Source organism: Pseudomonas bijieensis (assembly GCF_013347965.1).
GTDB lineage: Bacteria > Pseudomonadota > Gammaproteobacteria > Pseudomonadales > Pseudomonadaceae > Aquipseudomonas > Aquipseudomonas bijieensis.
Genome location: NZ_CP048810.1, coordinates 4,275,046 through 4,288,557 on the forward strand (window position 1 = coordinate 4,275,046; position 13,512 = coordinate 4,288,557).

Here is a 13,512-nt window from a genome sequence, read left to right on the forward strand (position 1 = left end):
TATGAGCGTTTCCAGAGATTTCGGTCAAGGCTTAAGTCAAGAGGTCGGCGCGGACCTTGTCATGAAGAATTCAAAACGGAAATTTCACAGGAACCGTTATAAGGTAACGGCATATAACGGAGTGTCGGTGGCATCTGTCACGGGCCGGATTTTGATCGCCACGAGTGCTGGGGTGGTATGCAAGTCGATCTTGATGTCGAAGGGGCACAGGTGGCCGAATGGCCGCGTTTTCAGCGAGCGTCGTTCCAAGGGCGCCGCTTGAAGCAAATCGCCTTCGCCCTGGGAAGCGTGGCGGGTTTGGGCCTGGTGCTGGCATTTTTTATCGGGGTGTTTTCACCGCAATCGCTATGGCCGGCTCTGCTGGTCAGCCAAGCTGCGGGACTCTTGGTGTTGGTAGCGGGTTTGCAGTCGGCCTGGTGGGTGACGCAATGGCGTAGCAGGGCGCTGTTGCCGGTTGTGGATAACTTGCCTGCGCAAAGCGAGCCTGTTGATAACCTGGGTTGGTATGAGCGGCTGCTGGAGCGAATCGGCGCACGCTGGGTCGACCTGCTCAAGCAAATCGGTGCGCCTGCGTTGTGGCTGGCCGGTTGGGCAGTGCTGGTGTTGCTGAGCCTGGAGCAAGCCTGGAACTTGACGCTGCCCGCTGCCGCCCTCGGTGTCTCGGCCAGTGTGGGGGCGGTGCTGTCGTTGCTGTTGGCGTTCGGATTACTGGTGTTCGAGCGGCAATTGGCCCAGCAATCCCCCGTGGAATGGCCGGAAGCGCCGCCGTTGGCGCAACTGACGCGAGTGGCGATCATCGTGCTGGTGCTTGGCGCCTTGTGCCTTTTGTTCGCCGCAGAAACGTCCATCTGGCCGATGCGCCTGGCGGTGTCGATGGGGCTGTTGCCGGGGCTGGTGGCGGCAGAGTTGTTGCTGCGCGCCGTGCTGTCGTTATTCATCCCGCGCCGGGACGCCCTGGAACCGTCGCTGTTGGGCCGAAGTGTCATCGCCGATCTGCTGCGTTGGCCGCCGCAACCGTTGCTCGCTTTGCAACATGAACTGCACAACCGTTTTGGCATCGACCTGCGCCAGATCTGGGCCTTCAGTTACATGCGCCGGGCTTTTTTTCCAGTGTTGGCGCTGGTGGCGTTGGTGGGCTGGTTGTTGACGGGCGTGCACGAAGTGCCACTGCAGGGGCGTGGCATCTATGAGCGTTTTGGTAAACCGGTGGAGGTCTTCGGCCCGGGTTTGCATGTTGCGTTGCCTTGGCCGTGGGGCAGGGTGCTCAACGTCGAGAATGGCGTTGTGCATGAACTGGCGACCAGTGTCGTCGATAGTCGAGCGGTTGCCGAGGCTGAACCGGCGGAGGGGCCGGCTCCGGCAATTGCCAATCGGCTGTGGGACGCCAGCCATGTGAACGACAAGTCCCAGGTCATTGCCAGCCGTCGTGCCGACCAGCAGAGCTTCCAGATCGTCAACATGGATGTGCGCTTTGTCTATCGCATCGGCCTGACTGACGCCGCGGCACTGGCGGCAACCTACAACAGCGCCGATGTGCCGACGCTGATCCGCAGTACCGCCAGCCGCATCCTGGTGCATGAGTTTGCTTCGCGCACGCTGGACGGTTTGCTGGGCGCGGACCGTGTCAGCCTGGCCGACGAAATCGGTCGCGCCGTCCAGGCGGACTTGCAAACGCTCGATAGCGGTGTGGAAATCCTCGCGACGGTCGTGGAGGCGATTCATCCGCCGGCCGGCGCGGCCAATGCCTACCACGGCGTGCAGGCGGCGCAGATCGGCGCTCAGGCGCTGATCGCCCGCGAGCGTGGTGCGGCGGCGGAACAGACCAACCAGGCACAACTACAAGCCAGCATCGCCCATGACCAGGCTAATGCCACTGCTCGGGAAATCAACGCGACCGCCCAGGCTGCCGATTTGCGTTTCAACGCCGATCGCAAAGCCTACGCCACGGCAGGGCACGCTTTTGTGCTGGAACATTATTTGAGCCAACTGAGCCAGGGCCTTGGCAAAGCCCAGTTGCTGATTCTCGATCACCGCCTGGGCGGCAGCGGCAACGCGCCGACTATCGACTTGCGAACCTTCACGCTGCCGGCAGACCCCGCGTCGCCGCGTAACCCTGTCCAGCCAGGAGCTGCCCATTGAGCCAGTCCTCTTCACACGGTCACCACGACCACGCCGGTCACGATCACGGTCATGCCGGTCATCATCACGGACATCATCACCACCATCATGGCGATCCGCCGCAAACCGGTCCGTTCCCCTGGCGGCGGATGGGCTGGGCGGCGCTGCTGGTGGCGTTTGCCGTTGCAGCCGCGAGCCTGGTGCAGGTGCGTTCGGGAGAGGCTACCGTCATCACCCGTTTCGGCAACCCAGCACGGGTGCTGCTGCAACCCGGTCTCGGTTGGCGCTTGCCGGCGCCGTTCGAAGCGGCGATCCCGGTGGACCTGCGATTGCGTACCACATCCAGTGGCCTGCAGGATGTCGGTACCCGTGATGGGCTGCGGATCATCGTCCAGGCGTACGTGGCTTGGCAGGTGCAGGGCGACCCCGACAATGTGCAGCGTTTCATGCGCGCGGTGCAGAACCAACCGGACGAGGCTGCACGACAGATCCGTACGTTCGTCGGCTCGGCGTTGGAAACCACGGCTGCCAGTTTTGACCTGGCGAACCTGGTCAACACCGATGCCAGTCAGGTGCGTATCGCCGATTTCGAAGCACAGTTGCGTCAACAGATCGATCAACAGTTGCTCACCACTTACGGCGTACGGGTGCTGCAAGTGGGCATCGAGCGCCTGACCTTGCCCTCGGTAACGCTGACGGCGACGGTAGATCGCATGCGGGCCGAGCGCGAGACCATCGCCACCGAACGCACTGCCATCGGCAAGCGCGAAGCGGCGCAGATTCGCTCCGCCGCAGAACGTGATGCGCGAGTCGTGCAGGCTGACGCTACCGTGAAGGCTGCCGATATCGAAGCGCAGTCGCGGGTAGAAGCGGCCGAAATTTATGGCCGGGCCTACGCTGGCTCTCCACAGCTCTACAACCTGCTACGTTCGCTGGACACCTTGGGCACCATTGTCAGCCCAGGCACGAAATTGATTTTGCGCACCGATGCCGCGCCATTCCGTGTCCTGGTGGATGGTCCTGTTTCCGTGGAAGGCAAAGGTGGAACACAACCATGAGTTTGGTTCCACGTGGAACAAACGAGTTATCCAGCCCGTGGATTCAAGCCGGGCGCCTGGCGTTTCTGGCGCTTTACGCCGTCACGGTGCTGGCCGCATTGGCCTGGGTCTTTTCCAACGTGCGGCAGATCGATCCGCAGAATCGCGCGGTGGTGCTGCACTTTGGTGCCTTGGATCGCATCCAGAATGCCGGCCTCTTGGTGGCGTGGCCGCGTCCTGTGGAACAGGTGATCCTGCTGCCAGCGGCGGATCGAGTGCTTGAGCGGCGAGTGGAAAATCTGCTGCGCTCGGATGCGGCCCTGCAGGCCGATCGCGTGGCCAGTTTCGCCACGCCGGTCAGCGATGCGTTGGCCGGCTCTGGTTATTTATTGACCGGCGATGCCGGTGTGGTGCAGTTGGATGTGCGGGTGTTCTACAAGGTCACCGACCCTTACGCCTTCGTCTTGCAAGGTGAACATGTCCTGCCGGCCCTGGACCGGCTGGCGACCCGCAGTGCCGTGGCTCTGACCGCGGCCCGGGACCTGGACACCATCCTGGTGGCGCGCCCCGAACTGATGGGCAGCGACAACCAGGCTGCCGAGCGTCGCGAACGCTTGCGGGGTGATCTGGTGCAGGGTCTTAACCGACGCCTGGCTGACCTGGCGGCGACAGGGCAGGGGCTGGGCATCGAAGTGGTGCGGGTCGATGTGCAATCGAGTCTGCCCGGGCCGGCGGTGAGTGCTTTCAACGCGGTGCTGACCGCTAGCCAGCAGGCCGACAAAGCCGTGGCCAACGCCCGGACTGAAGCGGAAAAACTCACTCAGGCCGCCCGCCAGGAAGCCGACCGTGCCGTGCAAGTCGCCCATGCCCAGGCCAGTGAACGGCTCGCCAAGGCTTCGGCCGACACGGCCACGGTGCTCGGCTTGGCGAAGACTCAAGGCAGCGATCCGCAAATGCTGCTGCGCCTGTATCGCGAACGCATACCGGCCATCCTTCGCCAGGCCGGTTCAGTGACCACGGTCGATCCGAAAGACGATTTCCGCCTGATCATCCAGGGAGCCGGCCAATGACCGCTCAAACCCCTGCGGTACCGATGTTGTCCTCGACCGAGCAGCGCGTCGCCGCTCGGCAATTGACCTTGGCGATGCTCGCCCTCGGCCTGCTGGCATTGGGCCTGGTATGGCGCGCCTGGTCGCCGGAGCAGAGCGGTGTCAGCCAACTGTTGTTGGGTTTTGCCTCGCTGCTGGTGGCGGTGCCGGTGATGCGTTCGGCCTGGTACAGCTTGCGTTACCCGAGCCTGCACGGGATCACTGACCAACTCATCGCCCTGGCGATGCTCGGTGCCTGGGCCACCGGCGATCTGCTGACGGCAGCACTGTTGCCGATCATCATGATCTTCGGCCATGTGCTGGAAGAGCGCAGCGTCATCGGTTCCCAGGAGGCGATCCATGCCCTGGGTCAACTGACCCGCAGCCAAGGTCGCAAGGTGCAAGCCGACGGTTCCATCATCGATGTCGACAACGCGACGCTTCGAGCCGGCGATATTGTGGAGGTGCGTGCCGGCGACCGGGTGCCGGCCGATGGCCGGGTGTTGTCCGGCCAGGCCAGCCTCGACACTGCGCCCATCACGGGTGAGTCGGTGCCGTTGGAGGCTGTGGTCGGCACTGAAGTCTTCGGTGGCGCGATCAACCTCGATGGCCTGCTGCGCCTGGAGGTGACCCGTACCGGTGAAGAATCCACCCTGGGCAAAGTCATCGCCCTGATGCAAAACGCTGAACGCTCCAAGCCACCCATCACACGCTTGTTGGAGCGTTACGCCGGCAGTTACCTGGTATTGGTGCTGCTGCTGGCGGCGGTGACCTGGTTCGTGACCAACGATGCCCAGGCGATGCTGGCGGTATTGGTAGCTGCCTGTCCTTGTGCGTTGGTGCTGTCGGCGCCGGCCACCGCCATTGCCGGAATCGCGGTGGCGGCGCGCCACGGGATCCTGATCCGCAGCTCGGCCTTCCTGGAAGAGCTGGCGGACCTGACCTCGTTGGTGGTCGACAAGACCGGTACCTTGACCTACGGCGTGCTGCGCCTGCAATCCATTGAACAGGCCCAGGATGCTCACGCACCGTTGCTGCTACCGTTGGCCGCCAGCCTCGGTTCGGCCAGCAGCCATCCGGTCAGTCGCGCGTTGGCAGGGTTGGTGGAACAGGAAAACTGCCTGCCGCTGACGGATATCCATGAGCGCCAAGGGCTGGGTGTGGTCGCCATGACCGCGCAGGGTGAAGCGGCGCTTGGTCGGCCAGAATTGTTTGCACAGCTGGGGATTCAAACATCAGCGGTCCCTGAACACGACGGTCCGATTGCCGGCCTGGCCCTGGACGGGCAATTTCTCGCCTGGCTGTTGTTGGCCGACAGCGTCAAGCCGGAGGCACGGGTTGCCATGGCCGAGCTGCGCGAGCTGGGTCTGGGGCGTCAGTTGCTGTTGACCGGCGACCGCCAGAGCGTGGCCACGACCCTGGCGCGGGATGTCGGTATCGGCGATCTGCAAGCCCAGGCTTTGCCGGAAGACAAACTCAAACGGGTCATGGCCGAAATCGACCATGGTTTCCGCCCTATGGTGGTGGGCGATGGCATCAACGATTCCCTGGCGCTCAAGGCCGGGGTGGTGGGCGTCGCAATGGGCGCGGGCGGCGCGGACATCGCCCTGGCATCGGCAGACATCGTACTGATCGGCAGCGACCTGCGGCGCCTCGGCACTTGCGTGCGATTGAGTCGCCAATGCCGGCGCACGTTGCAGGTCAACGTGATCATCGGCCTGGGCTGGACGCTGGCAATTGTCGCCTTTGCCGCCTTCGGCTGGCTCGGCGCGGCGGGGGCGATGATCGCTGCGTTGCTGCACAATCTCAGTACCCTGCTAGTGTTAGGTAATGCGGGGCGATTGTTGCGGTTCCAGGAGCCACTGCTGAAAATCCAGGCGAAGGGAACCGTTGGATAACGCTCGGCGAACTGTGCATCACCCTTGCAGTCTCTGTTGGAGAGGGCGTACCCATACTGGCCGTACCCGGCACAAGGAGTGAATTTGGGACAGTGATAGAGAAAGGCTATAAATTCGATAGCCTGCTATTTTTCTATGATGGTCTACCCTCATTTCAGACGTCTGAAAAAAGGGGGGATTACTCATGCTCGCGCAACTTCCACCGGCCTTACAGAATCTGCATTTGCCGCTTCGGCTGCGGCTCTGGGACGGCCATGAATTTACCCTGGGTGCCGATCCCAGTGTCACGATCGTGGTCAAGGACCCACAAATGGTCGCGCAATTTACTCATCCCAGCCTGGACGCGCTGGGAGCGGCGTTCGTTGAGGGCAAACTGGAGCTCGAAGGTCCGATCCACGAAGTCATTCGGGTCTGCGATGAGTTGAGCCAGGCATTGGTCGAGGACGATCCCGACAACCAGCCGGTGCGCTCGGTCCACGACAAGGAAGCCGACGCCAAGGCGATCTCCTACCACTACGATCTTTCCAACGCGTTTTATCAGCTATGGCTCGACAGCGACATGGCCTATTCCTGTGCCTATTTCGAGACGGGCAGCGAAACCCTCGAACAGGCCCAGCAAGCTAAGTTCCGCCACCTGTGTCGCAAGCTGCGACTGCAACCGGGTGACTACCTGCTGGATGTCGGTTGCGGATGGGGCGGCCTGGCGCGTTATGCCGCGCGGGAGTTCGGTGCCAAGGTCTTCGGCATTACCCTGAGCAAGGCGCAGCTGACGCTGGCCCGGGAACGGGTCAAGGCCGAAGGCCTGGAGGACCAGGTCGAGTTGCAACTGCTGGATTACCGCGATCTGCCCCAGGACGGCCGCTTCGACAAAGTGGTCAGCGTGGGTATGTTCGAACATGTCGGCCACGCCAACCTCGAGCAGTACTGCAAGACGCTGTTCGGCGCCGTGCGCGAGGGGGGACTGGTGATGAACCATGGCATCACCGCCAAGCACACCGACGGGCGTCCGGTCGGGCGCGGCGCGGGCGAGTTCATTGAGAAGTACGTATTCCCCAACGGCGAGCTGCCGCACCTGTCGATGATTTCCGCCCACATCAGCGAAGCGGGACTGGAGATCGTCGACGTGGAAAGCCTGCGCCTGCACTACGCGCGTACCCTCGATCACTGGAGTGAGCGCCTGGAAGACAACCTCGAAGCCGCGTCGAAGGAAGTACCGGAACAGGCACTGCGGATCTGGCGCTTGTACCTGGCCGGCTGTGCCTACGCGTTCGCCAAGGGCTGGATCAATCTGCACCAGATCCTGGCGGTGAAGGCCCACGCTGACGGTAGCCACGAATTACCCTGGACCCGCGACGACATCTACGCGCCTTAAAGTATCGGGGAAATAAGCCGGGCGACCCGCATGCCGACTTTCTGAAGGCGATGGGTTTCCCGGCTTTCCTGTATGTCGATTTCCTGGGCCTGGGCGAAGTCCTGCTCAAGCATTTGCTCGACCTCGGTGGCGAACGGAATGTCCACGGTGAGCAGCATGACTTCGAAGTTCAAGCGGAACGAACGGTTGTCCAGGTTCGCGCTGCCGATGGCGCTGATTTCCCGGTCGATCAGCACAACTTTCTGATGCAGGAAGCCCGGCGCATAACGGAACATCCGCACCCCGGCCCGCACCGCTTCAAACGCATACAGGCTGGACGCGGCGTAGACGACTTTGTGGTCGGGTCGCGAGGGCAGCAGGATGCGCACGTCGACCCCGCGCAGTACCGCCAGGCGTAAGGCCGCGAATACCGCCTCGTCAGGGATGAAGTAGGGCGTCGTGATCCACACGCGTTCGCTGGCCGCGTGAATGGCCTCGACGAAAAACAGTGAGCAGGTTTCGTAGGCATCGGCCGGGCCGCTGGCCAGCAACTGGCAAAGCACCCCGTCGTCTGGATAGCTGTCGGGCAGGATCAACGGTGGCAGCGAACGGGCCGCCCAGAACCAGTCTTCAGCGAAGGATTCTTGCATGCTGGCCACCACCGGCCCGCGCACTTGCACATGGGTGTCGCGCCACGGCGCCAGGGGCGGTTTCTGGCCCATGTATTCGTCGCCCACGTTGTGTCCGCCGACAAACCCCAGCACACCGTCCACTACCACGATCTTGCGGTGGTTGCGAAAGTTGACCTGGAACCGGTTGAGCCAGCCGCTGCGGGTGGCGAATGCTTTTACATGGACCCCACCGTCGCGCAAGGCCTGTACATAACGGTGGGGCAGGGAGTGGCTGCCGATGCGGTCATAGAGCAAATGCACAGCCACGCCTTCGGCGGCTTTCTTCAAGAGCAGGGTTTGCAGGCGTTGGCCGAGACGGTCGTCATGGATGATGAAAAACTGAATCAGCACGGCCTGTCGAGCCTGCTCGATGGCCTGGAAAATTGCCTCGAACGTGGCAGGGCCATTGATCAGCAAACGCACCTGGTTATTCGCCAGGCACGGTGTGCGTCCCAGTTTTGGCATGGCCCGTAACGAGGCGTAGGCCTGGGAGGCGCGGGCGGTCAGGGCTTCTTCGACCCAGGGACGCCAGTTCAGCTCGGAGATTGCCCTGCGCATCTCTTCGTTGGCTTGGCGGCGAGCCTTGATGTAACCATCGAACGTGCTGCGGCCAAACACCAGATAAGGAATCAACGTCAGATAGGGAATGAACGTCAGCGACAGGGCCCAGGCAATCGAGCCTTGGGCCGTGCGCACCGTCAGGACGGCGTGGACGGCGGCGATGGAACCCAGGGTGTGAAGCAGCGCGATCAAGTAACCGAAAACATGCGGGCCAAAATAATCCATGGGGCAGCCTTGCTCCGGAAGTTTCAATGCTTAACAGACCATGTTCCATGGCGAATGTCGCTATTTAATTCACTCGTCCCAAGCCTGAACCGAAGCCTGTGGGCGGCGTCTAACGGCCACTTGTCCTCTGGAGTTTATGCAATGAATGTTCGTCTGCTGGGTGTGGCCTTGGCAATTGGTTTGTCGGTTCCGATGGCGGCTCAGGCGCAGATGCTCCAGCCGGGTTTGTGGGAACTGACCACCAGCAACATGAAGGTCGATAACCAGAACCTGCCGGATCTGCAACTGATCCTCGGCCAGCTGCAAACCCAGATGACCCCGGAGCAACGGGCGATGCTGGAAAAACAGGGCATCACCATGGGCGGTAAAGGCATTCGTGTCTGCCTGACCCCGGCGCAGGTACAAACCAATGACATCCCGCTGCAAGACCCGCAATCAGGTTGCAAGCAGCAGATCACCGAACGCAGCGGCAATCAGTGGAAGTTTCGTTTCAGTTGCCCGAAAGCCCAGGGTAACGGGGTAGCGACGTTCCAGAGCGATCGTGAATTCACCACCAAGGTCAACGGCACTTTCAATGCCACCGGCATCCAGCAGAACGGCAGCCTCGACACGCGCGCGGTGTGGCTGGGGCAGGATTGCGGGACGGTCAAGCCGAGGGCTTGAACCTCGTTTGAAGTAATCGCCTGGGGCAACCTGTGGGAGCAAATCTTGCTCCCACAAATGCCTGATCAAGGCCGACTCAATGCCTCATACAACGTGTTGAGGTTGTATTCGAACAGGCCGGTGAAGGTGCTGGCCGGTCCGCTGGCTGCGAGGGCGTCGGAGTACAGCGTACCGCCGATGTGGGCGCCGCTCTCGTCGGCAATCTGCTTGAGCAGGCGCGCATCCTTGATGTTTTCCATGAACACCGCTTTGACCTTCGCTTGACGGATCTGGGTAATCAGCGCCGCGACTTCTGCCGCCGAAGGTTCACGTTCCGTGGACAATCCCTGGGGGGCCATGAACTCGATGCCATAGGCCTGGCCCAGGTAACCGAAGGCATCGTGGGAGGTCACGATCTTGCGATTACCGGCAGGCAATGTGCCGAGCTTGGCCTTGGCTTCGGCGAGCAGGGCGTAGATTTTCTTCAGGTACGCCTGGCTGTTGCGCTCGTAGTCAGCCTTGTTGGCCGGGTCTGCGGCTTCCAATGCCTTGGTGATGTTGCTGACATACAGCTCGGCGTTCGCCAAGTTGTGCCACGCGTGCGGGTCGGGGATTGTCTCGCCATCCTCATCCAGTGACCGCGGGATTACGCCGCAGCTGGCGCTAATCACCGGCGCGCTGGTTTCGGTGCTGGTCACCAGGCGATCCAGCCACGGCTCGAAACCCAGTCCATTCTTGATGATCAGTTTTGCCTTGAGCAATGCCTTGGCGTCGTCTGGCGTCGGTTCGTAGGTGTGTGCATCGGCGTCCGGTCCGACCATGTTGGTGATTTGGATGTGCTCACCGCCGACCTGTCGGGTCATGTCGGCGAGGATGCTGAAGCTGGTCACCACCTGGAGCTTTTCGGCGGCGGACACGGACATGGACAGCATCAGGCTGATTAGCACGAGCAGAACGCGCATCGGGAAATACCTCATTGGGATGTGAGCAAAGGCGGGCGGCGCAGCAAGCCGTGCACCGGACCAAATACCACCGACAGCAGGTACAACGCACCCGCCACCAGTACGATGGACGGTCCGCTGGGCAGTGAGTAATAGAAGGACAACAACAGGCCAAGCCACACGGAGAGGCAGCCAGACAGCGCCGCTATCAACATCAGGAGCGGCAGGCGACGGCTCCAGAATCGCGACGCAGCAGCCGGCAGCATCATCAGGCCGACCACCATCAATGCGCCAATGGCCTGGAAGCCGATCACCAGGTTCAACACCACCAGGGTCAGGAACACGCCATGGGCCAACGGGCCGAGACGGCTGACGGTTTGCAGGAACAGTGGGTCGAGGGTATCGAGTAGCAACGGTCGATAGATCAACGCCATCGCCAACAGGCTGGCTCCTGAAACCCACAGCATGCCGGTGAGTGTCGGGCCGTCTACCGCCAATGCCGAGCCGAACAGCAGGTGAAGCAAGTCCAGGCGCTTGCCGGCCATGCCGAGGATCAACACGCCGGCCGCCAAGGAAATGGGATAAATCGCCGCGAGACTGGCGTCTTCCCTTAGACCGGTACGCCGGGTAATCCAGGCGGCGAGCCCGGCCATGCTCAAGCCCGCGCCCAGGCCGCCAACGGTCAAGGCGGGCAGGCTCAGCCCGGCAAACCAGAAACCGAGGGCGGCGCCAGGCAGAATGCCATGCGCCACGGCGTCGCCAATCAGGCTCATGCGCCGAAGAATAAGGAATACACCCAATGGCGCTGTGCTACACGCCAGCACCAAGCCGCCAAGCAAGGCCCTGCGCATGAAGACAAACTCTTGAAACGGTTGCCAGAGATGAGAGGCCGCAAGCATCAGGCCACCCACGTCTGAGGTTGTTGGGCGATCAAGTCGACGCTGCGCCCCAGCACGCAGCCCGTGCTGCGAATCAGCAGCGTATGGGGGATGTGTTGGCGTACCGCTGCCAGATCATGACAGACCACCACGACGGTCCGGCCTGCGGCATGCCAGCGATGTATGTGCTTCCACAACAGCGCTTGGCCTTGTTCATCCAGGGCGGCGTGGGGTTCATCGAGCAACAGCAGCGGCGCTTCGGCCAGGCTAAGGCGAGCGAGCAGGGCACGTTGCAGCTCGCCTCCAGACAACGCCATTAACGGCCGATGTTCGAGGCCGGTCAGCGCCCAGTCGGTCAGTACGCTCTGGAGCAACTGCCTGCGTATTGCCGGTGTGTGTTGATTACCCCAAGAGCCGGCGGCCACCAACTCCTGCAAACTGATGGGGAATTGCCGATCCAGATGTTGCTGCTGCGGCATGAACGAAACCCCGCCGCGCCGCGGAACATCCAAGGTAACTTTACCGGATAGCGGTTTTTGCAGCCCTGCGAGCACCTTCAACAGACTGCTTTTTCCAGAGCCGTTGGCACCGATGATCGCCGTGAGGCTGCCGGCCGGTCGCTCCATGGCCAGTGGCGGCGTGAGAGGTTGTCCGGGAGCACCCCAGCGTAGCGCTTGGCAGTTGATCATGACGCGCCTCGGGTCCAGCGACTTTGCGCCACGGCGTCATGGGCGTGCAGGCTTTCGGCGTGAACGACGCGTACATCTAGGGCAACGATGTCGGGGGAGCGACTCAGGGCTGTACTTAATCGCCGTGCGGCGTCTTCGCAGAACATCAGGTTTTGTCCATTGGCCAGGGCGAATGCCTGTTCATCGGCGCGCTTTACTGCGGTCTGGACAGCGGTGCCGAGGGCTGCTTCGGCTTCATTGATGAGCGACAGCAGCGGCAATTCGTTTGCGTTGGCGTTCAGGCGTAGGGTCAGGGTAGCGGTGCTGCGCTGACTATGAGGGGTAGCGACAATGCCGTTCGATGAACCCAGCCAGGACAGGATTTCGGCATGCTCGAGTTTCTTGTTGGCGAAGTCGTCGACGAACTGCTGCTGGATCAACTGTCGAGCAAGCGCGGCTGAACAAGGGCAAGTCGAGGAATAGGCGATCTGAATTTTCAGTTCCACGTGGAACATTTTGTTTTTCAGATGAGCTTCGATGCTCACTGGATAGCTTTTCCAACCCACCAGCGGGCTGATTAACGCCGGACGCTTGAGGAGCAGATCTGTATGCACACTGAGTGATGCCGCGTGGGACAAGCCCTCATGGCTATCGAGAAATTGCTGCAGTATTCGGCGCAACAACGCTGGCGAAAGTGCCGTCTCTTCAAGCAGTTCAAGCGCCAGGTATAAGCGCGACATGTGAATGCCTCGCGCCTCACCGTCATCGAGGCTGACACCCGCGTCGGCCAATGCACTCAGACGCTGGCCGTCAATCAACACCGGCGTTGCGATGCCACACATGCCCACCCAATCAAGAGGTAGGGTTTGACGTGAAGCCTGCGCAGCGACGTCGGGCAGGGTTAACGCGTTCATGGTCAAGGTCCATCGAAGGTTCAAAATTAGATGTTATAGTATAACGGTTAATTTTAAGAAACCTTTTCCATGAAAGGAGTTTCATCTCGCCAAGCGTTCGCGTTCCACGTGAAACATCAGCGAGCAGAGTCCTGGCAGCCGTTCATGCGTCCGCATACAAATGCGCCCGCGCTCCCGCCTGAGCTTGAGAAACGATTGAGGGTCGTCCAGCCCACACGCCGGCTGTACCCGACCCAACTTTCTCCATCCGATGCCAAGCCAGTAAAAAATGTGAGCTGACCATAACGGCTATTCGTTTGCGCCCAATAGCGGTGACTGGCTGCTTCAAAACCTCGCAAATAAATGGTGTTTCCAGCCGTCGCGACGCTATAGGCATTGCCTTGGCTATCCACACACGCCAGCAAATTCGCACTGCGGGTGCAGTTCGCCAGGAGCGGGCTTTGGGCCGAAGCGCTTAACACCCACAGCAACAACGGGCTCGCCAATACCAATTTCAGAAGCTTGCGCATGGATGATCTCA

Annotated in this window: 12 protein-coding genes; 6 read left to right on the top strand and 6 right to left on the bottom strand. The window is 61.5% G+C overall.

All coding sequences use genetic code 11. The features are described from left to right. Positions 1-177 precede the first annotated feature (177 nt). The 5 genes from GN234_RS18650 to cfaB all read left to right on the top strand — a co-directional run bounded on the left by GN234_RS18650 (position 178) and on the right by cfaB (position 7,513). Positions 178-2,139 carry a protease modulator HflK gene (locus GN234_RS18650; protein WP_176688890.1) on the top strand — a complete coding sequence of 654 codons (1,962 nt, stop codon included), beginning with the start codon at positions 178-180 and terminating at the stop codon, positions 2,137-2,139. Next, positions 2,136-3,176, top strand: coding sequence for a protease modulator HflC (gene hflC, locus GN234_RS18655; RefSeq protein ID WP_176688891.1), 1,041 nt, complete (start codon positions 2,136-2,138; stop codon positions 3,174-3,176). Before GN234_RS18650 ends, hflC begins: the two co-directional genes overlap by 4 nt. Then, the gene (gene hflK, locus GN234_RS18660) at positions 3,173-4,225 is read left to right on the top strand and encodes a protease modulator HflK (RefSeq protein ID WP_176688892.1); all 1,053 of its coding nucleotides are present in this window, start codon (positions 3,173-3,175) and stop codon (positions 4,223-4,225) included. Before hflC ends, hflK begins: the two co-directional genes overlap by 4 nt. Further along, positions 4,222-6,141, top strand: a complete 1,920-nt coding sequence (locus GN234_RS18665; RefSeq protein WP_109752791.1) for a heavy metal translocating P-type ATPase — start codon at positions 4,222-4,224, stop codon at positions 6,139-6,141. The genes hflK and GN234_RS18665 overlap by 4 nt, the downstream gene beginning before the upstream one ends. Positions 6,142-6,325: 184 nt before the next feature. Continuing rightward, on the top strand, positions 6,326-7,513 hold the full coding sequence (cfaB, locus tag GN234_RS18670) for a C17 cyclopropane fatty acid synthase CfaB (protein ID WP_109752790.1): 1,188 nt from the start codon (positions 6,326-6,328) through the stop codon (positions 7,511-7,513). On the opposite strand, the gene cls is transcribed toward cfaB, so the two are convergent. Then, positions 7,510-8,949, bottom strand: a complete 1,440-nt coding sequence (gene cls / locus GN234_RS18675; protein WP_176688893.1) for a cardiolipin synthase — start codon at positions 8,947-8,949, stop codon at positions 7,510-7,512. The genes cfaB and cls overlap by 4 nt on opposite strands. A 141-nt stretch (positions 8,950-9,090) precedes the next feature. Here cls and GN234_RS18680 point away from each other — a divergent pair, with 141 nt between their 5' ends. Further along, the gene (locus GN234_RS18680) at positions 9,091-9,612 is read left to right on the top strand and encodes a DUF3617 domain-containing protein (RefSeq protein ID WP_176688894.1); all 522 of its coding nucleotides are present in this window, start codon (positions 9,091-9,093) and stop codon (positions 9,610-9,612) included. A 65-nt stretch (positions 9,613-9,677) separates the two neighbouring features. Here the strand turns inward: GN234_RS18680 and GN234_RS18685 are convergent, their stop codons facing one another. The 5 genes from GN234_RS18685 to GN234_RS18705 form a co-directional block, all read right to left on the bottom strand. Beyond that, on the bottom strand, positions 9,678-10,553 hold the full coding sequence (locus tag GN234_RS18685; protein WP_176688895.1) for a metal ABC transporter substrate-binding protein: 876 nt from the start codon (positions 10,551-10,553) through the stop codon (positions 9,678-9,680). 11 nt (positions 10,554-10,564) lie between these two features. Continuing rightward, positions 10,565-11,431: a metal ABC transporter permease gene (locus GN234_RS18690; protein WP_109752787.1), complete on the bottom strand. Its 867-nt coding sequence runs from the start codon at positions 11,429-11,431 to the stop codon at positions 10,565-10,567. Continuing rightward, the gene (locus GN234_RS18695; RefSeq protein ID WP_176688896.1) at positions 11,431-12,099 is read right to left on the bottom strand and encodes a metal ABC transporter ATP-binding protein; all 669 of its coding nucleotides are present in this window, start codon (positions 12,097-12,099) and stop codon (positions 11,431-11,433) included. Before GN234_RS18695 ends, GN234_RS18690 begins: the two co-directional genes overlap by 1 nt. Continuing rightward, a complete protein-coding gene (folE2, locus tag GN234_RS18700) occupies positions 12,096-12,992 on the bottom strand; it encodes a GTP cyclohydrolase FolE2 (RefSeq protein WP_176689605.1) in 897 nt (298 codons plus the stop codon). The genes GN234_RS18695 and folE2 overlap by 4 nt, the downstream gene beginning before the upstream one ends. A gap of 116 nt (positions 12,993-13,108) precedes the next feature. Then, positions 13,109-13,501 carry a glutamine synthetase gene (locus GN234_RS18705; RefSeq protein ID WP_176688897.1) on the bottom strand — a complete coding sequence of 131 codons (393 nt, stop codon included), beginning with the start codon at positions 13,499-13,501 and terminating at the stop codon, positions 13,109-13,111. Positions 13,502-13,512: the final 11 nt, after the last annotated feature.